The organism is Microbacterium sp. 20-116 (assembly GCF_041079415.1).
Taxonomy (GTDB): Bacteria; Actinomycetota; Actinomycetes; order Actinomycetales; family Microbacteriaceae; genus Microbacterium.
The window spans coordinates 366,458-390,690 of sequence record NZ_JBFYGP010000002.1; the positions used below are offsets into that span (position 1 = coordinate 366,458).

Sequence of the window (24,233 nt, forward strand, 5' to 3'; positions counted from 1 at the left end):
AGGCGGGCGCGTCCTCGCCACCGTGACCCGATCGTAACCCGGGCCGCGGCGGCGGGGGTCGGAAAGCCGCGGGTGCACAGGCGTCACTCGGGGAGAGGGGGCTCGCCCCTAGGATCGGGGAGCGTTGGTCCACCCGAGGAGCCCGCGCATGTCGCACACCACCCCGTCCCTGCCCGCCGTCACCCATGTGCTCGCCGTCGACATCGGCGGGACCAAGGTCGACGCGGCCCTGGTCTCGGCCTCCGGCGAGGTGGTCCGCGCGAGCGTGAACCGACGCCCCACCGGCCGTGAGAACGACCGCGACGCCATCGCCGGAAACGTCCGCGCGGCCGCCGAAGCCGCGCTCGCCGCCGTACCGGGAGCCACGGTCACCGCGATCGGCGTCGGCAGCGCGGGCCCGGTCGACCTGCCCTCGCGCTCGGTGTCGCCCCTGAACCTCCCGCTGGCGGCGGGGCTGCCCGTCGACGAGGTGCTGCGCGGGCTGGTCGACGGCCCCATCCATCTCGCGCTCGACGGCACCTGCATCGCCCTCGCCGAGCACTGGCGCGGGGCCCTCGTCGGCTGCGACGACGCGATGGCCATCGTCGTGTCGACCGGCGTGGGCGGCGGCCTCGTCCTCGGTGGTCGTCCCGTCAGCGGAGCGAGCGGCAACGCCGGCCACTTGGGCCAGACCTTCGTCCGCACCCTCGAGGGGGGCGAGATCGTGGCGGCGACGCTCGAGGCCGTCGCCGCGGGGCCCGGGACCGTCGCGTGGGCGAGGTCGCAGGGCTGGGAGGGCGAGACCGGTCTGGATCTCGCCGCTTCGCACGCGGCGGGGGATGCCACCGCCATCGCCGCCGTGAGCCGTTCGGCGACCGCGGTCGGCCAGGCCATCGCCGCGGCCGCCACGCTGTGCGACCTCGAGGCCGTGGCCATCGCCGGCGGTTTCTCGCAGGTCGCCCCCGATTACGTCGACCAGGTGCGCGCCGCAGCCCAGGCCGCGTCGCTGCACGCCTATGCGAGGCGGTGCCGCATCGTCGGTTCGGGTCTCGACGGCGATGGACCGTTGCTGGGCGCGGCCGCACTGGCGCTGCAGTCCTGAGCGCACCGTACCGAGAAGTGCGTGGATGAGCGGGCGTAATCTGGGCGAGAGGGCCCGCGCCGCGGACCGGCGAACGAGGGCGGGGGTCATGCGCACCGGATCCAACCTGCCCGCCGTCGGGGAGTACAACCAGACGCTCGTGCTGGACCACATCCGGCGCTCGCCCGAGGGACTCAGCCGGGTCGAGCTGACGGCGCGCACCGGTCTCAGCGCGCAGACGCTCAGCAATGTCACCCGTCGCCTGGCCGACGAGGGACTCATCGTCGAGGCGGGCAAGGTCATCTCCGGCCCCGGCAAGCCGCGCACGATGCTCAAGCTCGCGCCGCGCTCGCGATTCGCGGTCGGCGTGCACCTGGATCCCGTGGTCGACACGATCGTGGTCGTCGACATGGCGGGCGAGGTCATCGTCCACGACGAGATCGCCCGCCCCGTCGTGTCCGCCCCCGGGAGTCTCGTGGATGCCGTGGGTGCCGCCGTCGACGCGATCGTCGAGCGCGCCGGCATCCCGCGCGAGCTCGTGCTCGGTGTCGGCGTCGCCGCCCCGGGTCCTTTCGACGCGCGTGGGGGGCGCCTGCTCGACCCGCCCCTGCTGCCCGAGTGGCACAACGTCAACGTGCGCGAAGACCTGGGAGCCGTGACGGGCCTGCCGGTCATCGTCGAGAAGGACGTGACCGCCGCCATGGTGGGCGAGATGTGGTTCGACCGCTCCGATGCTCTCGGCGACGCGATGTTCCTGTACTACGGTGCCGGCGTCGGCGTCGGACTTGCGATCGCGGGTGCTCCCGTGCGCGGACGGACCGGCAACGCGGGCGGCATCGCCCACGTCGTCGTCGATCCCGAGGGCCCGGAGTGCGCCTGCGGGGCACACGGCTGCCTGGGGGTGTCGATCGAGCCGCGCGTGCTGCTCGCCGAGGCGGGGTACGCTCCCGCTCGCGCCGGGGACACCCGTCCCGATCTGGATCGGCTCGTGCGAGACGCCCGCGAGGGCGAGGAGCGCGCGGCCGCCGTGCTGCGACAGGCGGGGGCGCGCATCGCCCGAGCGCTCGTGGTGACGAACAACCTCATCGACGTCGACGAGGTGGTCCTCGGCGGTCCGGTGTGGGAGCGTCTCGCGGGAGTCCTGGGCGACATCGTCGCCGAGCGCGTCGCGGTGGACGCCGCCTCGACCGCGACGCGCGAGATCGTCGTGCGCCGCTCACGTGTCGGGTCCGATGTGGCGGCCGTCGGGGCCGCCTGCCTCATGCTCGACGGTGCCTTCTCCGCGCGGCCGGCGCGCATGATGATCGCGCTCTGAGGCGCGCCCACCGTCTCTCATAGCCGGGCGAGTCCCGATCGTTACGCGCGCTCGCGCTCTCGGACTTGCCGAGTTAGTCCATTTGATTTATAAAAGGTTCTGGCGACGCGGTGTCTCCACCCGAGCAAGGGAGCTTCAATGAAGAAACTGACGATGGCGACCGGTCTTCTGACCGCCACCGCCCTGACCGTGGCCCTCGCCGGCTGCTCCGCGGGGAGCGCGGGTGCGGGCGACGGAAAGACGATCCGCGTCGCGTACCAGACCACGGCGACCTTCAACCAGATGCAGACGCTGATGGAGACCGCCAAGTCGCAGTACGAGGCCGCGCATCCGGGTATGACCGTCGAGCTCGTGCCGATCCAGGCCGAGGGCGCCGACTACTACACGAAGCTCGCGCTGATGAACAAGTCGGCCAGCACCGCCCCCGACGTCCAGTACGAAGACACCTTCAAGATCCAGTCCGACGCGGCCGCCGGCTACCTGCTTCCCCTCGACGACTACCTCTCGACGTGGAGCGACTGGTCGCAGTTCGCCGAGGGGGCCAAGCAGGCCGGTCTCGGCCCCGATGGCAAGACCTACGGCGTCTCGCTCGGCACGGACACCCGCGGCCTCTGGTACAACAAGGAGATCTTCGCGAAGGCCGGCATCTCGGTGCCCTGGCAGCCGAAGACCTGGGCCGACGTGCTCTCCGCGGCCGAGAAGGTCAAGGCGGCCGACCCCGACGTCATCCCGATCAACGTCTACTCGGGCAAGACGGCCGGCGAAGCGGCATCCATGCAGGGTCTCGAGATGCTCCTCTACGGCACCGAAGACAGCCTCTACGACACCTCCTCGAAGAAGTGGGTGGTGGGCAGCCAGGGCTTCAAGGACTCGCTGCAGTTCGTCAGCGACGTCTACCAGGGCGGCCTCGGGCCCTCGCTCCAGCAGGCGCTCGACCCCAACATCTTCACCAGCGTGACCGCCGACTGGCTGCCCAAGGGCAAGCTCGCCATCGCCCTCGACGGCTCCTGGCAGTCGGCCGCCTGGGTCGACGGCGGCACGGCCCCGTGGCCCGCATGGAGCGACGCCCTCGGCATCGCCGCGATGCCGACGCAGAAGGGGCAGGCGCCCGGCACGACCAGCATGTCGGGCGGGTGGACGCTCGCGATCGGCAAGAACACCAAGAACGCCGACGCCGCGTGGGACTTCCTCTCCACGGCCGTCAACAAGGACAACGCGACGTCCTACAACATCGACAACAGCCAGATCGCGGTGCGCTCCGACGTGGCCCAGTCCAGCGAGTACCTCGACGCGAACCCGAGCTTCAAGACGTTCTCGAGCTTCGTCGACACCACGCACTTCCGTCCGGCGACCGAGGACTACGACAAGATCTCGAACCAGATCCAGGTCGCCATGGAAGCCGTCATGACCGGGCAGTCCAGCGTCGACGACGCGGCCGCCGCCTACGATCAGGCCGTCATCGGCATCGTCGGCGAAGACAACACCCAGAACGGCTGAGCATGACCGCCCTGGCTCAGACCGGGGCGACCGGAACCGACCGGGGGTCGCGCGCCAAGACGCGCGGCCTCCGGTCCTCGGCCCGGGCGCTCCCGCTCCTTCCCGCAGCACTGCTGCTCGCCGTGTTCCTGCTCGGTCCGATCCTCGTCTCGCTGTGGGGCTCCCTCACCAACGCGACGCTCTCGGGCTCCACGGCGGTCGCGAGCGAGTTCGTCGGCCTCGACAACTACACCCAGCTCTTCAAGGCCCCCGACTTCCCGGTCGCGGTCGTCAACACGATCGTCTTCGTGTTCTTCTCGGCCGTCATCGGCCAGAACATCCTGGGTCTCGCACTTGCTCTCATGATGCGCTCGGGCAACCGCGTCGTCACCGCGGTGGTCGGCACGATCGTCGTCACGGCGTGGGTGCTGCCCGAGATCGTCGCGGCCTTCGCCGCCTACGCCTTCTTCCGCGACAACGGCACCCTCAACGCCATCCTCGCCGTCTTCGGGCTCGACCCGGTCAGCTGGCTGTTCACGATGCCGGTGCTCATGGTCATCTTCGCCAACATCTGGCGCGGGACGGCCTTCTCGATGATGGTCTATTCGGCGGCTCTGGCCGACGTGCCGCCCGAGATCACCGAGGCCGCCGAGGTCGACGGCGCGAGCGGCATCAAGCGCCTCCTGCTCATCACGATCCCCATGATCCGCTCGACCATCGGGACGAACTCGATGATCGTCACGCTGCAGACCCTCTCGGTCTTCACGCTCATCTTCGTCATGACCGGCGGTGGCCCCGGCAACAAGAGCACGACGCTGCCGATCCTCGCCTACCAGGAGGGCCTGAAGTTCGGCGAGCTCGGGTACGGCACTGCGATCGCCACGATCATGCTGCTCATCGGTGCGATCTTCTCCTTCTTCTACGTCCGCGCGCTGCGCGAGGAGGTCTCCTCATGACCACCGCCACCCTTCCCGAGGTCACCGGCGCTCGCGTCCGGTCGTCGCGCCGTGCACCCGCGCGCAAGAAGGCGTCCCTGTCGTCGCCGCGTACCCGTGTGCTGCGGGTCGTCGCCAACACGCTGCTCCTCGTCGTCGGCATCCTGTTCGTCGTGCCTCTCGTCTGGCTCGTCACGGCCTCGCTCGATGCGCAACCCACCCTCGCCATCAAGATGCCCGAGGTCGTCACCCTCGACAACTTCGCCGCCGTCATGAAGCCCGACCTGCTCTTCCAGCCCCTGTGGAACAGCGTCCTGCTGGCGGGAGGCACCTCGATCGCGACGGTCGTGCTCGCCTCGCTCGCCGCCTATCCGCTGTCGCGGTACAGGATGCGCGTGGGAAAGCCCTTCCTCTACGCGGTGCTCTTCGGCACGTGCCTTCCGATCACGGCGATCATGGTGCCGGTCTACAGCTTGTTCGTGCAGCTGAATCTCATCGACTCGATCGGCGGCACGATCCTCTTCCTGACCGCGAGCGCTCTGCCGATCGCGATCTGGATGATGAAGAACTTCATGGACGGCGTACCCGTCGAGCTCGAACACGCCGCATGGATGGACGGTGCGGGTTCGATGCGCACCCTCGTCCAGATCGTGCTGCCCCTCATGCGCCCGGGCATCGCGGTGGTGTTCATCTTCACGTTCATCCAGGCGTGGGGGAACTTCTTCGTTCCCTTCGTGCTGCTGCTCAGCCCCGACTACCAGCCGGCGGCGGTCAGCATCTTCAACTTCTTCGGGTCGTTCGGAGCCGTGGCCTACGGCCAGCTCGCGGCCTACTCGATCGTCTACTCCCTTCCGGTCCTCGGCCTGTACGTGCTCGTGCAGCGCGGACTCGGCGGCCCGTCGGCCCTCGCCGGCGCGGTCAAGGGCTGACCCGTCCCCCCAGACAAGGAATCCACCTTCATGCACGACCGCACCGCGCTCACCGAGATGCGCATCGAACGCTTCGTCCGCGAGCGTCTCGCCCCCGCCGTCTACCGCGCCCGCCAGCCCCTCGACATCCAGGCATGGGAGGCCCCCGGCGAGCCCGTGACCTTCGCCGAGGCTCGGGATGCCGAGTACCGCCCCTTCGCCGTCGGAACGCCGTGGGGTCGGGCGTGGGGCACCACCTGGTTCGCCGTGTCGGGAGAGATCCCCGCCGCCTGGCGTGACGGCTCGGGCACCTTGCCCGCCGGGACGGTGGCCGAGTTCGTCGTCGACCTCGGGTTCACCGCCGGGCAGAGCGGCTTCCAGTGCGAGGCGTTGATCTGGAACCGCGACGGGGCGCCGATCAAGGGCGTTTCGCCCTTCAACAACGCCACCGCGGCGGCCATCGGCACCGACGGCCGGATCGACGTGCTCGTCGAGGCCGCCTCCAACCCCGACGTGGGCAGTCTCTTCACGTTCGAGCCGACGCACCTCGGCGACCCCGCTACGGCGGGAGACACTCCTCTCTATACGCTGCGCGAGATGTCGATCGGCCTGCGCGACCTCGCGGTGTGGGAGCTGCTGCAGGACTTCCGGCTCCTGCACGGCCTCATCGCCGAGCTCGACGCCACCTCCGCGCGCCGGGCGACCCTCCTCGAGGGAATGGATGCCGCGATCGACGCGGTCGATCCCGATGACGTCGCGGCGACGGCGCAGGCCGGTCGCGACGCGCTCGCTCCTCTGCTCGCCGCCCCCGCGGCATCCAGCGCTCATGTCCTGCACGCGGTCGGTCATGCGCACATCGACTCGGCGTGGCTCTGGCCGGTGCGGGAGACCGCCCGTAAGGTGTCGCGCACCTTCAGCAACGTGCTCTCGCTCATGGACGAAGATCCCGAGTTCGTCTTCGCCAGCTCGTCCGCGCAGCAGTTCGCGTGGATGAAGGAGCACTACCCGGCCCTCTGGGAGCGGCTCAAGGCGCGCGTCGCCGAGGGGCGCTTCGTGCCGGTGGGCGGCATGTGGGTCGAGTCCGACACCAACATGGTGGGCGGCGAGGCCATGGCCCGGCAGTTCGTCGAGGGCAAGTCGTTCTTCCTCGAGGAGTTCGGCATCGACACCGAGGAGGTGTGGCTGCCCGACTCCTTCGGCTACAGCGCAGCGCTGCCCCAGATCATGAAGGCCGCGGGCGCCCGCTGGTTCCTCACGCAGAAGATCTCGTGGAACGAGACCAACCGCATCCCGCACCACACCTTCCGCTGGGAGGGGATCGACGGTTCGCGCATCTTCACGCACTTCCCGCCGGTCGACAAGTACAACTCCGAGGTCACCGCGGCCGACCTCGCCCACGCCGAGCGCAACTTCGCCGACAAGGGCCGCGCGCGCACCTCGCTCCTTCCCTACGGCTTCGGCGACGGCGGCGGCGGACCCACCCGCGAGATGACCGCGACGATCGCTCGCACGCACTCGCTCGAGGGCGCGCCGGTGGTGAAGCACTCCACCCCGCGTGACTTCTTCGAAACGGCCGAGGCCGAGTACGCCGATCCGGCCGTGTGGGCGGGGGAGCTGTACCTGGAGTTCCACCGCGGCACGTACACCAGCCAGTTGCGCACCAAGCAGGGCAACCGCCGCAGCGAGCACCTGCTGCGCGAGGCCGAGCTGTGGGCTTCGACCGCGACCGTGCGCACCGGTGCCGCCTACCCGGCCGAGGCGTTCCGTCGCCTGTGGCGCCTGGTGCTGCTGCAGCAGTTCCACGACATCCTGCCCGGCACCTCGATCGCGTGGGTGCACCGCGATGCCGAGCGCAACTACGCGGCGATCGCGACGGAGCTCGAGCAGATCATCGCCGACAGCCTCCGCGCTCTCGTGGGCACCGGGGAGCACGCGGTCGTGGCGAACGCCGCGCCTCACCGTCGCGCCGGCACCCCGGCGCTCGCGATCGCCCCCGCGGTCCCGGCCGGCGACGTCGCACCCCGGCCCGCGGGCGAGGGCTTCGTGCTCGACAACGGCCTCGTGCGCGTGGTCGTCGACGGCCGCGGTCTGATCACCTCGATGATCGAGGTCGCCTCGGGTCGCGAGGCCGTTCCCGCCGGAGAGTCGGCGGGGCTGTTCGAGGTGTTCCGCGACACTCCCACCCAGTGGGACGCGTGGGACATCGACGAGACCTACCGTCGCCATGTCACCCCCCTCGACTCCGCCGAGGCCGTCCGCCTCGACGGCGACGCGGTGCTGGTCGAGCGACGCACGGGCGATTCCACGATCGTCACGCGCATCGCCCTGGCCAACGGGTCGCGCACGGTGCGTCTCTCGCTCGAGGTCGATTGGCACGAGCAGCAGAAGCTCCTCAAGCTCGGTGTGCCCGTGGACGTGCACACCGATCGCGCGGCCAGCGAGATCCAGTTCGGTCACGTCGTTCGTCCGACCCACACGAACACCTCGTGGGACGCCGCGCGCTTCGAGACCGCCGCCCACCGCTGGGTCCGGGTGGCCGAGCCGGGGTTCGGCGTGGCCGTCACCAACGACTCCACCTACGGCCACGACATCACGCGCCACGAGCGCGGGGCGGGTGGAACCTTCTCGCTGGTGCGGCTGTCGATCATCCGCTCGGCGAAGTTCCCCGATCCCGGTCAGGACCAGGGAGCGCACCACCTCGAGGTCGGCATCGTCGTGGGCGCCGACGTGGTCGACGCCGTGGCCGAGGGCTACCGCACCAACCTGCCCGAGCGGACGGTGGCGGATGCCGCCGAGTCGACGGTCGCACCCCTGGTCACGCTCGATCGTCCCGGGGTGGTCGTCGAGGCGGTCAAGCTCGCGCAGGACGGCTCGGGAGACGTCGTCGTGCGCCTCTACGAGGCGTTGGGTGAGCGCACGCGCGCGCGCGTGGAGGCCGGGTTCGAGGTCGCGGGTGTCACCGAGACCGATCTGCTCGAGCGCGAGGTCGACGCCGCCGCGGTGACGAGCGTGGCGGGCGGGGTGGTCGAGCTCGACCTGCGCCCGTTCCAGCTGGTCACCCTGCGTCTCGCCCGCTGACCGCGCAGGATCCGCGGGGCGGGCGAGCGGCGAGGCCCTCCCGCCCCGCGGTGCCGTCGGGTGGGAGGGCGCGCTCAGTCGGCGTCGAGGCCGATCTCGGCGAGCAGCAGCGACGCCACCCGCCACGGCTCGATGCCCGCGGTTTGCCGGGCACCCGGTGGTGGTGCGGCCGCGATGACGGGGCGCGCGGCCCGGGCCGCGGAACGCGCGTCTCTTCCGCACACGTGACCTCGCGAGCCGCGCGCGGGGTCACACCGACGCCACCGCCATGAGAGCGACGGATGCCGCCATCGCACCGATCTGGGCACGGTCGAGCCGAGCCCGCATGCGACGCATCATCTCGAGAGACAGCACCGCGTAGACCGCCGCCGTGCCCAGCAGCACGGGCGCCAGGGCGAGCCCATGGGCGTGGCCGGCGGGGGCGGCGTGCCCGCCCATGCCGAGCTGCAGCCCGCCCATCACGACCATTCCGAGCGTCGTATGGACGGTCATCAGCGCGGGGACGCGCGGCGTCCGGCGTTGACGCGGCCGGCGCCACACGGTGAGTGCGATCGCGCCGGCGAGCAGGAGCCCCGTCCACCAGACCGGAGCGACCACCCCGAACACCGCGGCATCCAGCATCGCCAGGAGCATGAGGGCGGATGCCAGGACCTCGGGCGGCCGCACCCGCGCGCGATCGGCTGCCAGACAGCAGGCACCGACCGCGGCGGGGGCGACCGCCGCCACGTGGAGGATCTCGCTCATCGCCTCAGCAGTGGCATTCGGCGGGCGGGGCGTCGCCCGCGTCGTGGCCGTGCTCGTGCTCGGATGCGTGCGCGGCGGACGAGCAGTGCGTCGAGGCCGGTGCGGGCACGTTCAGCACGGGGTTCCGCTCGAAGAAGTTGTACGGCTTGAGCGTGAACTTGGCGTAGTCCATCGGCATGACGGGCCAGTCCTCGTTGCGGGGGAAGTGCGTGAGCCCGAAGGTGTGCCATAGCACCACGTCTTCGCCCACGAGCGGCTCGTCGCCGGCGATGAATGCCGGGATGCCGGCACCGCCGGGGTGCTGGTTGACGAAGTCGCCCGCGGCGTAGCGCTCGTCGGGGTCGTACTTCGTGACGTACAGGCTCTTCGTGGCGAACGCCGCACGGGCGGCGATCGACGACGTGTCGTCGGCGAGCAGCATCGGCGTCTCGGTCGGGAAGAGCACGTACGAGGTCGCCTGACCGCGTTCGGTGGTCTTCTCGGTCGAGGCGATCTGCCAGACACGGTTCACGGAGCCGTCGGCGAGACGGCCCGAGACCTTCTCGCTCGTGAGGGGAGTGACACTCTTGGTGAAGGCGTTACCGGCCGGGTTCTCGGCCGAGATCGGCACGCGCACGGCGTCGATCTCGTTCACGACGTTCGCGACGCCGTCGACCGTCATGTCCAGGCGCGCCGAGAAGAGGTGCTGGTGGTACGGGGCTCCCAGACCCGGTGCCACCTCCGAGGCGTACGGGTAGCCCTCGCCCGGGTAGGCCGAGGTGAACAGGATGCCGGTGAGCTTGGCCTCGCACTCGATGGTGCCGTCGAGGTAGAGGTACCAGTAGAAGCCGTAGTCGTAGTTGCCGACGGTGGTGAAGAACGAGATCACGAGACGTCGGGAACGGCGCACCTCGCTGGCGCCGGTGAAGATGTCGGTGTGCTTCCAGAGGGTGCCGAAGTCCTCCTCGTGCATGCACACGGCGTTGCGGACGGTCCGCGGCATCCCGTTCTCGTCCGAGAGCACGGCGTCGACGTAGGTGATGTCGCCGACGCAGTCGCAGCCGAGTGCGAGCTCGTTGGTGTAGCGGCCGAAGAGGTACTCACCGGTGTCGAAGTAGTTCTGCCAGAAGCGGTTCGGGGCGGGGTCGGCGTAGGGCACGATCATCTCGCTGATCGAGCCGCGGTACATCACGGGTCGTCCCGCGAACGACAGCTGGCGCAGGATCAAGCCCTCGCGGGTGTCGAAGCCGATGCGCAGGTCCCACTCGCCCCACGAGACGTGCTCGCCGTCGACGGTGAAGCTCGACCCTTCGGGCTGGGTGATGACGATGGGCTTCAGCCCCTCGAGCGGCGGGCCCTGCAGCTCGGGGTCGTCGTAGTTGCCGTGCGTCTCGGGCACGGTGAACCCGGGGGTGTCGATGATCTCGGTGACCCGGCGGTCGGCGACGTCGATGTAGGCGGTGAGGCCGTCGACGGGGTGCGCCCACGGGTGGTCGCCGGGGTGGTCCTGACGGAACGCGAAGGCGCGCAGCACGCGCCGACCCACCTCGTTCTCGTAGCCGTAGTGGCCGGCCGAGAGGGGCACGAGGACGACGTCGGCGGTCGTGAGCCCGCGCGCGGCGAGGGCCGCGACCCACTCGGCGCTCTCGCCCGCGATGACCCCGACCTCCTCGAACTCAGCGTCGAGGATCGGGAGCTGTCCGTCCGAGCCGTCCAGCTCGGTCTGACGGAGCACCTGACCGGTGGACAACGACACGACGAGGTCGAGCGAGTGCGCCGTGCGCAGGTTGAGCAGCTGGACGCGTGCCCGGCGCTCGGGGAAGGGGCCCTCGCCCCGCTCCCATGCCAGCACCTCGCCCTTCGGGGCTTCTTCGAGGCCGACGTAGGCGAAACGGGTGGCTTCGTCGAGCCCGTCGAGGCTGGAGGCGATCGCGTGCACGGCGGTGATCTCCTCGGGCGACAGGGAGGCCAGCGGGTGGGCGGGCGTCGCGGGCGCGGTGAAGGCGGTGGACGTCGGGTCGGTGAGGGTCATGATGTCTCTTTCGGGTGGAGCGGGAGGGAAAGGGGCGGGAGGGATGCCGCGACACCGGGCCGCGGCATCCGGTCATCCCGCGATGGCGTCGGTGAGCTTGGCGTAGGCGGCGGGGCGGCGGCGTCGGATCCAGGCGGCTTGGGCGTACCCTAAGGCGGGGACGACCACCACGAGCGCGAGCAGGGCCCAAGTGACCGCGCCGAAGGTGGGCGCGCCCTGGGCGTCGACGTCTCCGACCATCACGGGGAAGTAGGCGACGATCACCACGGCCGAGATCGCAAGCCCCACGAAGCCGAGCGCCGGCGCGATCATCGTGTTCCACGGACGACGGTCCTGGCGGTTGCGCGAGAAGTACACGATCACCGCGACCGAGGTCACGGCCATCAGGATGACGATGGCCACGGTCGCGACGCCGGAGAGCCAGGTGAACACCTGCAGGAGGGGGTCGAGTCCGAGCAGGGCGAACGCGGCGAGCAGGACACCCGCCGTGACGGTCTGCACGATCGACGACACGTGCGGCGAGAGGTGTCGTGCGTGCACTCCGGACACCGCCTCCGGGAGGACCCCGGCGCTCGACATCGCGTGCTGGTAGCGCGTCAGGACGTTGTGGAACGACAGGACGCACGCGAACATCGAGGTCAGCAGCAGGACGTTGACGATGACCTCGCCGACCGTGCCGAGGTACAACGCGACGGTGCGGAGCATCAGCGTCGCGGGGTTCTCCGCGGCGGCGGCGAGCACGCCGTTCGGTCCCCAGGCCATCACCAATCCCCAGGTCGACACGGTGTAGAAGACCCCGATGCCGATGACGGCGCCGTAGGTCGCCCGCGGGATCGTGCGGTCGGGGTCGCGCGCCTCGTCGCGGAAGATGGCGGTGGCCTCGAAGCCGATGAAGGCGGCGATCGCGAACATCAGCCCCACTCCGGGCGAGCCGCTGGCGATGTTGGCGGGCTCGAAGGGCGCGAGGCTCAGTCCCTCCGGGCCTCCGGTGGCGACCACCGCGCCGACCAGGACGAGGACGATCGCCACCTCCGCGATGAGAAGGACGCCCAGCACCTTGCTGGACAGGTCGATGTGCCGGTAGCCGAGGATCCCGACCAGCGCGACGGTGGCCAGCGCGTACAGCCACCACGGAAGATCCGGCCCGCCCACCGACACGATGGTGATCTCGAGCAGGTACCCGACGTAGCCGTACACCGCGACCTGGATGGTCGTGTAGGTCAGGATCGCGGTCCACGCCGCGGCGAGCCCGGAGGGGCGTCCCAGGCCGTATCCGATGTAGGTGAAGAAGGCGCCGGGGCGGGGGACGTGCCGGGTCATGGCCGCGAGGCCCACCGCGAACAGAAGCAGGATGACGGCGCTGACGGCGTACAGAGCCGGGTAGCCGACACCGTTGCCGATCAGGATGCCGAGCGGGCCGGCGCCGCCCACGACGGTGAGCGGCGATGCGGCGGCGACCACCATGAAGATGATCGCCGTGACACCGAGGGAGCCCTGCAACGTCCGCTTCGCCGACGCCGCCACTCCCTTCGATTCGAGTTGGGTCATTTCCAGTCCTCCGGAGTTCGGGTGAGGGTGCGCGGTTCGTGAGTCGAGGTTCCCGTGGCGTCGTTGCCGGACCGTGTAGTCGTCGTGAAGGTGTGCCCACACCGAGTGAGACGCCCGCCGGGGGTGTGTCTCAGTCGAGGTCACGAGCACGAAACACGCGGGTCGCCCGGGTGCAACGCCCGCCGCGTACGGTCGGCAGCACCCGACGGAGACCACGTGAACGCACTCGCTCGCGCCATCGCGCGCCCCGACCCTGTCGCCGGCTTCGGCGACCGGTCGCCCCTGCACGGGCTCGACAGGCGCCGGATCGGCATCGTCGACCTCGCCGCTCAGTCGATCGCGGCGGTCGCCCCGGCCGCGGCGGCGACGACGGTCGTCCTGCTGGTGGCGGGTGTCGCTCCCGGGGCGACGGTCACCGCGATCGTGGCCGCGGCGATCCTGAGCCTGGGGGTTGCCCGGACGATCTCGCAGTTCGCCCGTCGCTTCGCCGCCACGGGCGCCCTGTACACCTACACCGCTCGCGGTCTCGGCACACGGGCCGGCCTCGCCGCGGGGGCGGCGATCCTCACGGGGTATGGCGCGGTGGCGATGTTCGCCATGCTCGGCGGCGCGTACTACGCCACCTACCTGGTGTCGGGGGTCTGGCCGTCGATCGACCGAACGATCGTCACCGCACTCTTCCTCGTGGGTCAGGGCCTTCTCGTCGCGTTCGTGCTCGTCCGCGGCATCCGGATCTCCGCCCGTGCCGCTCTCGTCGTCGAGACCCTGTCGGTCGCCCTGATCGTCGTGCTCCTCATCGCGCTTCTGGTGCGCATCGGTCCGATCGACCTCGCCGCGGTCGCGGGGGTGGGGACGGCACACCTCGATCCGACGGCTTTCGCGGCGGGGGCGGTGATCGCCCTGACGGCGTTCGTCGGGTTCGAGTCCGCAGCGACGCTCGGCGTCGAATCGGTGTCTCCGTTGCGCAACGTCCCGCGCGCGATCACCGGCACCGTCGTTCTGTCCGGCCTTCTCTACGTCCTCGCGGCGTTGACCCAGGTGGCCGGGTTCGACGCCCTCGGAGCCGATCTGGCGACCAGCGTCTCGCCGGTCAACGAGCTCACCGAGGCGTACGGTCTGGGCGGATGGGGGGTGGTCGCCGATCTGGGCATCGCGGCGTCGTTCCTCGCCTGTGCGATCGGCACGACCACCGCGCTCGTGCGGGTGCTGTTCGCGCTGAGCCGCGACGGGGTGCTCCCGGACGCCGTCGGACGCGCGCATCGGCGCTTCGGTACCCCGGCGGCGGCCGTCGGGTGCGCGCTCCCGGTCATCACGGCTGCGCCGGTGCTCGTGGTCGCCGCGGGGATCGACACCCGCGACGCGATGCACATCACGATCGGGGTGGGGGCCGCGGGGTACATCGTGGCCTACATCCTCGTCTGCGTCGCCGCCCCCGTGTTCCTCCGCCGCATCGGTGAATCCACGGTCGGCGTCACGGTGGTCGCGGGGGTCTCGGCGCTCGCCCTCGCCGCGGCCCTCGTGTCGTTCTTCATCGACGACGCGGCCGAGGGCGGGCCGGTCGTCGCGATCGTCGCGGTGCTGGCCGCCGTGTCCGCCGCCGTCATCTCCGTCCTCCGTCGCCGGCACGGCCCGGGGGCGCTCGGTGTCTACGACGAGCCGGTCGCGGCGCAGGTGCTCGGGGGAGTGGTGTCGCCGCGGCATCCCGGCGATGCGTGAGCAACCGGCGCTTGCCGCACGCCAGCCCGGTGCCGTGCACTCCGCGCTCGCCGTCCTCGAGGCCGTCGCCCAGCTCGGCGCCGGGGTGAGCGCCCAGCGGATCTCCGCCGAGCTCGGTCTCCCGCGCGCCACGACCTACCGTCTCGTGAACCTCCTCGTCGAAGACGAGTACCTCGTTCGCACGCCGGATCTCGCGGGGTTCGCGCTGGGCGCGAAGGTCGCGCAGCTGGCGGCCGTCGTCGCTCCGCCGGCGCGTCTGTCGTCGGCCGCGCGGGCGGTGCTCGCCGAGGCGCGCCTGACCGTACGCGGGGGAGTGCACGTCGCGCTGTTCGTCGACGGGCGGGTCGCGGTGGTCGATGCCGATCCCGACTTCCCCCTGTCGGACGAGGCGCGTCTTGCGCGCGAACCCGCCCGGTATGCGCTCGGCCGACTCATGCTGGTGTCGCAGGGCGACGAGGGTACGCCCGAACTCGACCGCGCGCGCGACGACCTCGCACGATGGGGGGCGACACGCCAGAGCGGAGAACTCGTGGCCGCGTCCGGGTGTCTCGCTGTGCCGATCGTCGATGCGAGCGGCCTGGCGGCGGGCGCCGTGGCGTTCTCGGGGCCGCGACACCGTGTCGACGACCCCGTCGACGTGCTGTCGGCCCTGCGGCCGGCGGCCGACGCCCTCGCCCCGCTGATGGTGTGACGCGCATCGGGTAGGCTGTACTCGGCTCTCCGCGTGGCGGTATCCCGGCCAACTCCCCCAGGACGGAAACGTAGCAAGGGTAACCAGGCTCTACCGGGTGCGCGGAGGGTCTTTTCTTTGCCCGGAAGCCTCGTCTGCGCGACGGGATGCCGGCTGAGCTGCGCGCTTGTCGGACTGCGTTCCCGTCACCGGGAGGCGAAGGGCCCGTCGAGCACCGCCCACTGCAGCAGCATGATGGTCTTGGCATCCTGGATCGATCCGTCCCGGATCATCGAGAGGGCGACATCGATGTCGTACTCGAGGATCTCGATCTCCTCGTCCTCCTCGGCGAGGCCCCCGCGGTCGCCCTCGCGCTCGGCCCCGTCGTAGGCCGCGGCGAAGAAGTGCAGCCGTTCGGTGACCGAGCCCGGACTCATGAACGCGTCGAAGACGTGCTCCACCTCGGCTACCCGCACGCCGGTCTCCTCCTCGGCCTCGCGGCGGATCGCGGTGACGGGGTCGTCGTCGTCGAGCAGGCCCGCCGCGGTCTCGATGAGCATGCCGTCGGGGTGGTCGTTGACGTAGATCGGGTAGCGGAACTGTCGCGTGAGCAGGACGGTCCGCCGTTCGAGGTCGTAGAGCAGGATCGTCGCGCCGTTGCCGCGGTCGTAGGTCTCGCGGGTGAGGGTGGTCCACTCGCCGTCGTCGCCTCGGTACCGGAACGTGGTCGCGCGCAGCACGTGCCATCCGGCGGCGAGGAGCTCGACGCCGGTGACCTGCACACGGGGGTTCCTGTCGAGGTCGAGTCCGGTCCGGTCGAGGCCGGTGCGGCCGCGGTGGTCGGGAACGGTGGAGCCGGGTGGGGGGAGGGTCATGAGTCGGAACGATAGTGCAGAAACGTGCAAGAATGCGAACGTGATGCTCGCCGCCGCCCGCAAGGACGCCCTCCTCGACCGCCTCCGCCGCGATGGCCGACTCGTCGTGAAGGACGTGGCCGTCGAACTCGGTCTGTCCGAAGACAGCATCCGTCGGGACCTGCGAGAACTGGATGCCGCGGGCCTGGCCGTCCGCGTCTACGGCGGCGCCCTCCCGGCATCGCCGGCCGTCGCCGACTACTCCGCGCGTGCCGAGGTCGCCCGGTCGAGCAAAGCACGTGTCGCGGCGGCGGCGGTGGCCGTGATCGAGCCGGGCGCCACCGTGCTGCTCGACGGCGGCACCACGACCCTCGCGATGCTCGACGTGCTACCGCGCTCGTTCTCGGGAACCGTCATCACGCACTCGCCGACGATCGCCGCGGGGCTGCTGCACCACGACGCGGAGGTCATCGTCCTGGGCGGGCGCATCTTCAAGCACTCCGCCGTGGCCTGCGGGGCAGCCGCGATGGAGGCGGCCCAGAACATCAGCGCCGACCTCTTCTTCCTGGGGGTGACGGGCGTGCATCCCGAGGCCGGGCTGTCGACGGGAGATGCCGAGGAGGCGGCGATGAAGAGAGCGCTCGCCGCCCGCGCGGCCGAGACGTTCGTTCTCGCGAGCGAGGAGAAGCTGGGCGCAGCCTCGCGCTTCGGCATCCTGCCGCTGGACGGAGTGACCGGGATCATCGCCGACCTCGATCCCGGGGCCGCGCTCGCGGGAGAGCTGCGCGCGGCGGGAGCGCGCCTGCTTCCGGCGTCGCCGTGATCACTCGACGCCGAAGCAACCCCGCAGCGGTGTCGGAGGCGCGCAATAGGCTGGACGCGTGACGCAGAGCATCTACATCACGTCGGCCGAAGGTCATTCGGGCAAGTCCTCCGTGGCCCTGGGCGTCCTCGACGCGCTCAGTCGTGTGACGCCGCGCGCGGGGGTGTTCCGGCCCATTGCGCGATCCACCGCCGAGCGCGACTACGTGCTCGAGATGCTGCTCGACCACGACAGCGTCGACCTCGACTACGACGACTGCGTCGGCGTCACCTACGACGACGTCCGCGACGACGCCGATGCGGCTCTGGGGCGGATCGTCGAGCGCTATAAGGCCGTCGAGGCGCGGTGCGATGCCGTCGTGATCATCGGCAGCGACTACACCGATGTCGGAAGCCCCGCCGAGCTGGCGTACAACGCCCGGATCGCGGCCAACCTCGGTGCCCCCGTGCTCCTCGTGCTGGGCGGTCGCGCGCAGCAGGGCCACAGCGAGACACTCGGCATGTCGGTCGCCCGTACCCCTCACGAGGTCGGCCAGATCGCCTCGCTCGCGGTGGCAGAACTCCAGCACGAGCGAGCGGCGCTGTTCGCCGTGATCGCGAACCGCGCCGATCCCGACCACCTCGACGAGATCATGGCATCCGTCCGCCAGGTCGTCGACGCCGTGCCGGTCGGTGCGCCGGCCGAGCAGCGCAGCGTCCCCGTGTGGGCCCTCCCCGAAGACCGGTTCCTGATCGCCCCCTCGGTGCGCGGCGTGCTGCGCTCGGTCGAGGGTGAGCTGATCAAGGGCGACCCGGCCCTGCTCACTCGCGAGGTCCTCGACGTCGTCGTGGCGGGCATGTCGATGGTCAACGTCCTCCCGCGTCTCAAGGAGTCGGCGGTCGTGGTCATCCCGGCCGACCGCAGCGAGGTGCTCCTCGCCGCCCTCCTCGCCAACGCCTCGGGCACGTTCCCCTCGCTCGCGGGCATCGTTCTCAACGGCGGCTTCGAACTGCCCGACGCGATCGTGCGCCTGATCGACGGGCTGGGCTCGCCGCTGCCGATCATCGCCACCGACCTCGGCACCTACGACACGGCCGTGCGCATCATGAACACGCGTGGCCGTCTCGCCGCCGATTCGCAGCACCGCTACGACACCGCCCTGGCGATGTTCGAGCGCCACGTCGACACCGAGCTGCTCACGCGCGAGCTGGGCGTGGCCCGCCCGAGCGTGGTCACCCCGCTCATGTTCGAATACGGCCTGGTCGACCGTGCTCGCAGCGACCGTCGCCGCATCGTCCTGCCCGAGGGCACCGACGATCGCGTACTGCGGGCCGCTGCCACCGTTCTCTCGCGCGGCATCGCCGACCTCACGATCCTCGGCGAGCCGATCGAGGTGCGCGGGCGCGCGATCGAGCTCGGCATCGACATCCGCGACGCCGAGGTGCTGAGCCCCTTCGACGCCGTCCACGTCGACAAGTTCGCCACCGAGTACGCCCGGCTGCGCGCCCACAAGGGCGTCACCTACGCGCAGGCCGCCGACACCGTCACCGACGTGTCGTACTTCGGCACGCTCATGGTGCACCTGGGCCTCGCCGACGGCATGGTGTCGGGCGCCGCGCACACCACGGCCCACACGATCCGTCCGGCCTTCGAGATCATCAAGACCGCCCCGGGTGTCTCGGTCGTCTCGAGCGTGTTCCTCATGGCCCTCGCCGACCGCGTGCTCGTGTACGGCGACTGCGCCGTCATCCCCGACCCCACCAGCGAGCAGCTCGCCGACATCGCCGTGTCGTCGGCCGCGACCGCCGAGCAGTTCGGCATCGCGCCGCGCGTGGCGATGCTGTCCTACTCGACCGGCGAGTCGGGCACCGGCGCCGACGTCGAGAAGGTGCGCACCGCCACCGCCCTCGTGCGCGAGCGGGCGCCCGAGCTGCTGGTCGAGGGCCCCATCCAATACGATGCCGCCGCCGACGCCGCCGTGGCCCGGGCCAAGATGCCCGACTCCGAGGTGGCCGGGCGCGCGACGGTGTTCGTCTTCCCCGATCTCAACACGGGAAACAACACCTACAAGGCCGTGCAGCGCTCGGCCGGAGCCGTCGCCATCGGGCCCGTCCTGCAGGGGCTGAACAAGCCCATCAACGACCTGTCGCGCGGCGCTCTCGTCGACGACATCGTCAACACCATCGCCATCACCGCGATCCAGGCCCAGGGGGTCACCCAGTGAGTGTCGTCCTCGTCGTCAACAGCGGGTCGTCGTCGTTCAAGTACCAGCTGCTCGACATGGCGCGTGAACAGGTCCTCGCCTCGGGACTCGTCGAGCGCATCGGCGAGGGCACCGGCGTCGCGAAGCACACGGTGAAGGCGGCGTCTTTCGGCGCAGCGGGCGAGCCCGTGCCGACGGTGACCGATGCCACCTCGACCATCGAGCGCGAGATCGCCGATCACACGGCGGGCTTCGCCGTCATGCTCGAGGCCTTCGCGCAGCACGGCCCGTCGCTCGACGAACGCCCGCCCGTCGCCGTCGGGCACCGGGTCGTGCACGGTGGGGCGCGGTTCTTCGCACCCACCGTCGTAACCCCCCTCGTCGAGATCAACATCGACGAGCTCTCGGTGCTGGCGCCGTTGCACAACCCGGCCAACCTCGCGGGGATCGTCGCGGCCAAGAAGGCCTTCCCCCACGTGCCGCACGTGGCCGTCTTCGACACGGCGTTCCATCAGTCCCTCGCCCCCGAGGCGTACACCTACGCGATCGACCGCGAGGTCGCCGAAGCCCACCGCATCCGTCGCTACGGCTTCCACGGAACGAGCCACAAGTTCGTCAGCGAAGCCGCCGCGGCCTTCGTCGGCCGCCCTCTCGGCGAGCTCAAGCAGATCGTCTTCCACCTCGGCAACGGCGCCTCGGTCGCCGCGATCGAGGGGGGCCGCTCGGTCGACACGTCGATGGGACTCACCCCGCTCGAGGGACTTGTCATGGGCACGCGTTCGGGCGACCTCGACCCCGCGGTGCTGCTGCAGCTCGCCCGTCGCGCCGACATGTCGACCGCCGACCTCGACACGCTCCTCAACAAGCGCTCCGGCCTGCTGGGTCTGGCGGGTGTGTCCGACATGCGCGACATCGGACAGCGCAGAGAGGCCGGCGACCCGTCGGCCCAGCTCGCCTTCGACGTCTACATCCACCGCCTGCGCGCGTATGCGGGCGCGTATCTCGCGCAGCTCGACGGCGTCGACGTCATCTCGTTCACCGCGGGCGTGGGCGAGAACGCCGCCGCCGTGCGAGAGGGCGCCATGGCCACCCTCGGCTTCGCGGGCGTCGAGATCGATCCCGAGCGCAACGCCTCGCGAGAGCGCGGCATCCGGCGCATCTCCACCGACGCCTCGCGTGTCCAGGTGCTGGTCGTCCCCACCGACGAAGAGCTCGAGATCGCCCGTCAGACCCTCTCCGTCACCGGCTGAGTCGCTCGCGGCCCCTCACCTCTTCGAACGGCCCGCCGTGCAACCGGCTCGGTCCGCCCCCGACCGCTACCCTGAGATCGCCGCGCATCGGCGCCCGTGACCCGCACACCGATCTGGAGCCCGCCGTGACCGACAGCCCCGACCTGCCCGACCTCACCGCTTTCGAGGGAGTGCTGTTCGACCTCGACGGCGTCCTCACGCCCACGGCCGAGGTCCACATGCGCGCCTGGAAGACGATGTTCGACGAACTGTTCGCGGCGTGGAAGATCGAGCCGGCCTACACCGATCGCGACTACTTCGAGTACGTCGACGGCAAGAAGCGGTACGACGGCGTTGCGAGCCTGCTGCGCAGCCGCGACGTCGAGGTCCCGTGGGGCGACCCCTCCGACGATCCGTCCGAAGACACCGTGTGCGGAGTGGGCAACCGCAAGAACGAGGTGTTCTCGCGGATTCTCCGTAGCGAAGGCATCGCGCCCTACCCGGGTTCGGTCGCCCTCCTCGATGTGCTGCAGGCCGCGGGAACCCCCATCGCCGTGGTGTCGAGCTCGAAGAACGCCGTCGAGGTGCTCGACGCGGCCGGCATCCGCGAGCGCTTTCCCGTCGTGATGGACGGCGTGATCGCCGAGCGCGACAACCTCTCCTCCAAGCCCGCCCCCGACGTCTTCGCCGAAGCCGCACGCCTGTTGGGCGTCGACCCCGCCCGATCCGTCGCCGTCGAAGACGCTCTGAGCGGCGTGCAGTCCGCCGTCGCCGCCGGTTACGGCGTCGTCGTGGGCGTCGACCGAGGCGTCGGGGCGGACGACCTCCGTGCCGCCGGGGCCACCGTGGTCGTCGACGACCTCGCGGCGTTCGTAGACTGAGCCGTCGCCACCCGCGACACGCGTCATCGCCCGCCCCCATCGGCGAGACCGAGCACCACCCGCGCGAACGGCCCGAGGCCGCCCCGCGCCTACCCGAACCTGCCACCGGAAGGCACGCCCCGATGATCGACCGCGATCGTTTTCCCGTCGACGAATGGCGCCTCGTCGAAACCGAGTTCTCCCTCGACGACGTGGGGGTCACCGAGACCCTCTTCGCCGTCGGCAACGGGTACCTCGGTTTGCGCGGCAATTCCATCGAGGGGCGCTTCGCCCTCGAACAGGGCACCTTCATCAACGGCTTCCACGAGACGTTCCCCATCCGGCACGCCGAGCAGGCCTACGGCTTCGCCGAGGTCGGGCAGACGATCATCAACGCTCCGGATGCCAAGGTCATGCGCGTCTACGTCGATGACGAGCCGCTCTCTCTCGACGTCGCCGACGTCCGCGAGTACGAGCGCGTGCTCGACATGCGCCAGGGAATCCTCCGCCGCAACCTGCTGTGGGTCACGCCCTCGGGCAAGCGCGTGCGGATCGAGGACGAGCGTTTCGTCTCGTTCGACGAGAAGCACCTCGCCGTCCTCCGTCTGACCGTGACGGTGCTCGACGCCGACGCTCCCGTCACCGTGAGCAATCAGCTGCTCAATCGTCAGGACGGCGAGGGGATCTACGGCGGCTCGCCCATGGCATCCAAGCAGTCCGGTTTCGACCCGCGAAAGACCGAGAAGCTCAGCGATCGCGTGCTGCAGCCGCGCGAGTACTGGCAGGACGGCAACCGTTCGGCGCTCAGCTACGAGGTGAGCGAGTCGAACATGACGCTCGCCGTCATCGCCGACCACCTCGTCGAGACGGAGAACGAGTACACCTCGCGTCAGCTCGTCGAGCCCGACATCGCCAAGAACATCTACCGCGTGCACGCGAAGGCCGGCGTGCCCACCACGATCACCAAGCTGGTGAGCTATCACACCTCGCGGGGCGTCCCCACGGGTGAGCTGCTCGATCGCTGCCGACGCACGATCGACCGTGCGGTCGAGACGGGGGTCGACGGGCTCGTCGAGAAGCAGATCGCCTGGTACGCCGACTTCTGGGACCGCTCCGACGTGCGCATCGGCGGTCACGGCGACCTGCAGCAGGCCACGCGCTGGTGCCTGTTCCAGCTCGCGCAGGCCGCGGCCCGCGCCGACGGACAGGGTGTCCCGGCGAAGGGCGTCACCGGTTCCGGGTACAGCGGTCACTACTTCTGGGACACCGAGGTCTACGTCCTGCCGTTCCTGGCGTACACCTCGCCGCTCTGGGCCCGAAACGCCCTGCGCATGCGGTACCTGATGCTCCCTGCCGCCCGCAAGCGCGCGCACCAGCTCAACGAAGCGGGTGCCCTGTTCCCGTGGCGCACCATCAACGGCGAAGAGGCGTCCGCTTACTACGCTGCCGGCACCGCGCAGTACCACATCAACGCCGACGTCGCCTTCGCCCTGGCGAAGTACGTCCGCGCGACGGGGGACGAGGAGTTCCTCGCCCGCGAGGGTGTGGACATCGCGGTCGACACCGCCCGCCTCTGGTCGACGCTGGGCTTCTGGCGCTCGAGCGACGCCGCCGAAGACGGGGAGCGCGACTCGTTCCACATCCACGGTGTGACCGGACCGGACGAGTACACCACCGTCGTCAACGACAACCTCTTCACGAACGTCATGGCGCGCTTCAACCTCCGCTTCGCCGCCCGCACGGTGCGCGACCTCGCCGAGAACAACCCCGAGGCCTATGCGCAGATGGCCGACCGCATGAACCTCGACCCCTCCGAGCCGGAGCGCTGGGACAAGGCGGCCGAGGCCATGCACATCCCGTTCAGCGAGGCCCTCGGCATCCATCCCCAGGACGCCGTCTTCCTCGAACGCGAGATCTGGGACCTCGAGAACACCCCGCCCGACCAGCGCCCCCTGCTGCTGCACTTCCACCCGCTGGTCATCTACCGCTACCAGGTGCTCAAGCAGGCCGATGTGGTGCTCGCGCTGTTCCTGCAGGGAAATCACTTCACGGATGCCGAGAAGCTCGCCGACTTCGAGTACTACGACCCGCTGACGACGGGCGATTCGACGCTGTCGGCGGTCGTGCAGTCGATCTTGGCGGCCGAGGTGGGCTACCAGGACCTCGCCTTGGAGTACTTCCGGCAGGCCGCCTTCGTGGACCTCGGAGACCTGCACCACAACGCCTCGGACGGCGTGCACGTGGCATCGGCCGGTGGGGTGTGGACCGCCCTGGTGAGCGGCTTCGGCGGCATGCGCGACCACTTCGGCCTGCTCACCTTCGACCCGCGCCTTCCGGCCGACTGGCCCGAGCTGTCGTACGTGCTGCACTGGCACGGCACGCGCCTGGACATCACGCTCACCGAGACCGCGCTGACGCTGCGCGCCGGGGGAGAGGGCGACCCCGTCACCTTCGCGGTGCGCGGGGCGACGTACACCGTGGCTCCGGGTGAGACCGTGCGCGTCGCGCTCCACGGGCAGGGCCCGGTGCGGCCGGGTCGGCCCTCGATCCGCCAGCTCGAGGGCTCGGTGCGCGAGGACGGCACGCTCCTGTCGGCCTCGGTGCCGATCGTCACGACGGCGATTCCGATCGTCGGCGACGACGACGGGCCGATCGCGGTCGGGCTCGACGGCGGTTTCTGAACCATCGACGCGGCGGCATCCTCCGGGATGCCGCCGCGTTCGGCGTCTCGGGCGCCGCCGCGCGATGACGGCCCGGGGCTCGGCATCCGTTGTTCTGGCGGGGCCGATCGACCGCGGCGGATGCGATGTCGGAGGTACGCCGT

Annotated in this window: 18 protein-coding genes and 1 other RNA gene; 14 read left to right on the forward strand and 5 right to left on the reverse strand. The window is 70.5% G+C overall.

Annotated features, from left to right (window positions below; translation table 11 throughout):
* Nucleotides 1–148: 148 nt before the first annotated feature.
* From AB6V29_RS05820 to AB6V29_RS05845, 6 genes are all read left to right on the forward strand, one after another.
* Entirely contained in the window at nucleotides 149–1,081 is a 933-nt protein-coding gene (locus AB6V29_RS05820; protein ID WP_369357509.1) for an ROK family protein, read from the forward strand.
* A gap of 88 nt (nucleotides 1,082–1,169) precedes the next feature.
* Entirely contained in the window at nucleotides 1,170–2,375 is a 1,206-nt protein-coding gene (locus tag AB6V29_RS05825; protein ID WP_210073544.1) for an ROK family transcriptional regulator, read from the forward strand.
* Nucleotides 2,376–2,513: 138 nt separating this feature from the next.
* Nucleotides 2,514–3,872: an extracellular solute-binding protein gene (locus AB6V29_RS05830; RefSeq protein ID WP_267787754.1), complete on the forward strand. Its 1,359-nt coding sequence runs from the start codon at nucleotides 2,514–2,516 to the stop codon at nucleotides 3,870–3,872.
* A gap of 2 nt (nucleotides 3,873–3,874) precedes the next feature.
* Nucleotides 3,875–4,807 (forward strand): carbohydrate ABC transporter permease, encoded by a 933-nt coding sequence (locus AB6V29_RS05835; RefSeq protein ID WP_210073548.1) that lies wholly within the window; start codon nucleotides 3,875–3,877, stop codon nucleotides 4,805–4,807.
* The gene (locus tag AB6V29_RS05840) at nucleotides 4,804–5,715 is read left to right on the forward strand and encodes a carbohydrate ABC transporter permease (RefSeq protein ID WP_267787752.1); all 912 of its coding nucleotides are present in this window, start codon (nucleotides 4,804–4,806) and stop codon (nucleotides 5,713–5,715) included. Before AB6V29_RS05835 ends, AB6V29_RS05840 begins: the two co-directional genes overlap by 4 nt.
* Nucleotides 5,716–5,745: 30 nt before the next feature.
* The gene (locus AB6V29_RS05845) at nucleotides 5,746–8,772 is read left to right on the forward strand and encodes an alpha-mannosidase (protein WP_369357512.1); all 3,027 of its coding nucleotides are present in this window, start codon (nucleotides 5,746–5,748) and stop codon (nucleotides 8,770–8,772) included.
* A 74-nt stretch (nucleotides 8,773–8,846) separates the two neighbouring features.
* Here AB6V29_RS05845 and AB6V29_RS05850 read toward each other — a convergent pair whose 3' ends face one another.
* The 4 genes from AB6V29_RS05850 to AB6V29_RS05865 all read right to left on the reverse strand — a co-directional run bounded on the left by AB6V29_RS05850 (nucleotide 8,847) and on the right by AB6V29_RS05865 (nucleotide 13,075).
* Nucleotides 8,847–8,996: a hypothetical protein gene (locus tag AB6V29_RS05850; protein WP_369357514.1), complete on the reverse strand. Its 150-nt coding sequence runs from the start codon at nucleotides 8,994–8,996 to the stop codon at nucleotides 8,847–8,849.
* 25 nt (nucleotides 8,997–9,021) lie between these two features.
* Nucleotides 9,022–9,516, reverse strand: a complete 495-nt coding sequence (locus tag AB6V29_RS05855) for a hypothetical protein (protein ID WP_369357515.1) — start codon at nucleotides 9,514–9,516, stop codon at nucleotides 9,022–9,024.
* 4 nt (nucleotides 9,517–9,520) lie between these two features.
* A complete protein-coding gene (locus AB6V29_RS05860; RefSeq protein ID WP_369357517.1) occupies nucleotides 9,521–11,527 on the reverse strand; it encodes a primary-amine oxidase in 2,007 nt (668 codons plus the stop codon).
* Between the two features lie 72 nt (nucleotides 11,528–11,599).
* A complete protein-coding gene (locus AB6V29_RS05865; protein ID WP_369357519.1) occupies nucleotides 11,600–13,075 on the reverse strand; it encodes an APC family permease in 1,476 nt (491 codons plus the stop codon).
* A gap of 216 nt (nucleotides 13,076–13,291) precedes the next feature.
* Between AB6V29_RS05865 and AB6V29_RS05870 the strand changes: the two genes are divergently transcribed.
* The 3 genes from AB6V29_RS05870 to ffs all read left to right on the forward strand — a co-directional run bounded on the left by AB6V29_RS05870 (nucleotide 13,292) and on the right by ffs (nucleotide 15,599).
* On the forward strand, nucleotides 13,292–14,791 hold the full coding sequence (locus AB6V29_RS05870) for an APC family permease (protein WP_369357521.1): 1,500 nt from the start codon (nucleotides 13,292–13,294) through the stop codon (nucleotides 14,789–14,791).
* The gene (locus AB6V29_RS05875) at nucleotides 14,784–15,482 is read left to right on the forward strand and encodes a helix-turn-helix domain-containing protein (protein WP_210073559.1); all 699 of its coding nucleotides are present in this window, start codon (nucleotides 14,784–14,786) and stop codon (nucleotides 15,480–15,482) included. The genes AB6V29_RS05870 and AB6V29_RS05875 overlap by 8 nt, the downstream gene beginning before the upstream one ends.
* A 20-nt stretch (nucleotides 15,483–15,502) precedes the next feature.
* Nucleotides 15,503–15,599: signal recognition particle sRNA small type (gene ffs, locus AB6V29_RS05880), an RNA gene on the forward strand.
* Between the two features lie 68 nt (nucleotides 15,600–15,667).
* Here ffs and AB6V29_RS05885 read toward each other — a convergent pair.
* Nucleotides 15,668–16,336 (reverse strand): NUDIX domain-containing protein, encoded by a 669-nt coding sequence (locus tag AB6V29_RS05885; protein ID WP_210073562.1) that lies wholly within the window; start codon nucleotides 16,334–16,336, stop codon nucleotides 15,668–15,670.
* Nucleotides 16,337–16,379: 43 nt separating this feature from the next.
* On the opposite strand from AB6V29_RS05885, the gene AB6V29_RS05890 reads away from it, so the two are divergent.
* The 5 genes from AB6V29_RS05890 to AB6V29_RS05910 all read left to right on the forward strand — a co-directional run bounded on the left by AB6V29_RS05890 (nucleotide 16,380) and on the right by AB6V29_RS05910 (nucleotide 24,090).
* Nucleotides 16,380–17,138: a DeoR/GlpR family DNA-binding transcription regulator gene (locus tag AB6V29_RS05890; protein WP_210074163.1), complete on the forward strand. Its 759-nt coding sequence runs from the start codon at nucleotides 16,380–16,382 to the stop codon at nucleotides 17,136–17,138.
* Nucleotides 17,139–17,196: 58 nt separating this feature from the next.
* A complete protein-coding gene (gene pta / locus AB6V29_RS05895; protein WP_369357523.1) occupies nucleotides 17,197–19,341 on the forward strand; it encodes a phosphate acetyltransferase in 2,145 nt (714 codons plus the stop codon).
* Nucleotides 19,338–20,570, forward strand: coding sequence for an acetate/propionate family kinase (locus AB6V29_RS05900; RefSeq protein WP_369357525.1), 1,233 nt, complete (start codon nucleotides 19,338–19,340; stop codon nucleotides 20,568–20,570). The genes pta and AB6V29_RS05900 overlap by 4 nt, the downstream gene beginning before the upstream one ends.
* Nucleotides 20,571–20,695: 125 nt before the next feature.
* Nucleotides 20,696–21,430 (forward strand): HAD family phosphatase, encoded by a 735-nt coding sequence (locus AB6V29_RS05905; RefSeq protein WP_267787737.1) that lies wholly within the window; start codon nucleotides 20,696–20,698, stop codon nucleotides 21,428–21,430.
* Between the two features lie 122 nt (nucleotides 21,431–21,552).
* Nucleotides 21,553–24,090, forward strand: a complete 2,538-nt coding sequence (locus AB6V29_RS05910; protein ID WP_267787735.1) for a glycoside hydrolase family 65 protein — start codon at nucleotides 21,553–21,555, stop codon at nucleotides 24,088–24,090.
* The last annotated feature ends 143 nt before the right edge of the window (nucleotides 24,091–24,233 follow it).

What these genes read in the sequence shown, in the direction of transcription:
- AB6V29_RS05855 (WP_369357515.1), bottom strand. Translation starts at nt 9,516, where the DNA reads ATGAGCGAGATCCTCCACGTGGCGGCGGTCGCCCCCGCCGCGGTCGGT.
- AB6V29_RS05830 (WP_267787754.1), top strand. Translation starts at nt 2,514, where the DNA reads ATGAAGAAACTGACGATGGCGACCGGTCTTCTGACCGCCACCGCCCTG.
- AB6V29_RS05845 (WP_369357512.1), top strand. Translation starts at nt 5,746, where the DNA reads ATGCACGACCGCACCGCGCTCACCGAGATGCGCATCGAACGCTTCGTC.
- AB6V29_RS05835 (WP_210073548.1), top strand. Translation starts at nt 3,875, where the DNA reads ATGACCGCCCTGGCTCAGACCGGGGCGACCGGAACCGACCGGGGGTCG.
- AB6V29_RS05910 (WP_267787735.1), top strand. Translation starts at nt 21,553, where the DNA reads ATGATCGACCGCGATCGTTTTCCCGTCGACGAATGGCGCCTCGTCGAA.
- AB6V29_RS05875 (WP_210073559.1), top strand. Translation starts at nt 14,784, where the DNA reads ATGCGTGAGCAACCGGCGCTTGCCGCACGCCAGCCCGGTGCCGTGCAC.
- AB6V29_RS05840 (WP_267787752.1), top strand. Translation starts at nt 4,804, where the DNA reads ATGACCACCGCCACCCTTCCCGAGGTCACCGGCGCTCGCGTCCGGTCG.
- AB6V29_RS05820 (WP_369357509.1), top strand. Translation starts at nt 149, where the DNA reads ATGTCGCACACCACCCCGTCCCTGCCCGCCGTCACCCATGTGCTCGCC.
- AB6V29_RS05890 (WP_210074163.1), top strand. Translation starts at nt 16,380, where the DNA reads ATGCTCGCCGCCGCCCGCAAGGACGCCCTCCTCGACCGCCTCCGCCGC.
- AB6V29_RS05825 (WP_210073544.1), top strand. Translation starts at nt 1,170, where the DNA reads ATGCGCACCGGATCCAACCTGCCCGCCGTCGGGGAGTACAACCAGACG.
- AB6V29_RS05865 (WP_369357519.1), bottom strand. Translation starts at nt 13,075, where the DNA reads ATGACCCAACTCGAATCGAAGGGAGTGGCGGCGTCGGCGAAGCGGACG.
- AB6V29_RS05885 (WP_210073562.1), bottom strand. Translation starts at nt 16,336, where the DNA reads ATGACCCTCCCCCCACCCGGCTCCACCGTTCCCGACCACCGCGGCCGC.
- AB6V29_RS05860 (WP_369357517.1), bottom strand. Translation starts at nt 11,527, where the DNA reads ATGACCCTCACCGACCCGACGTCCACCGCCTTCACCGCGCCCGCGACG.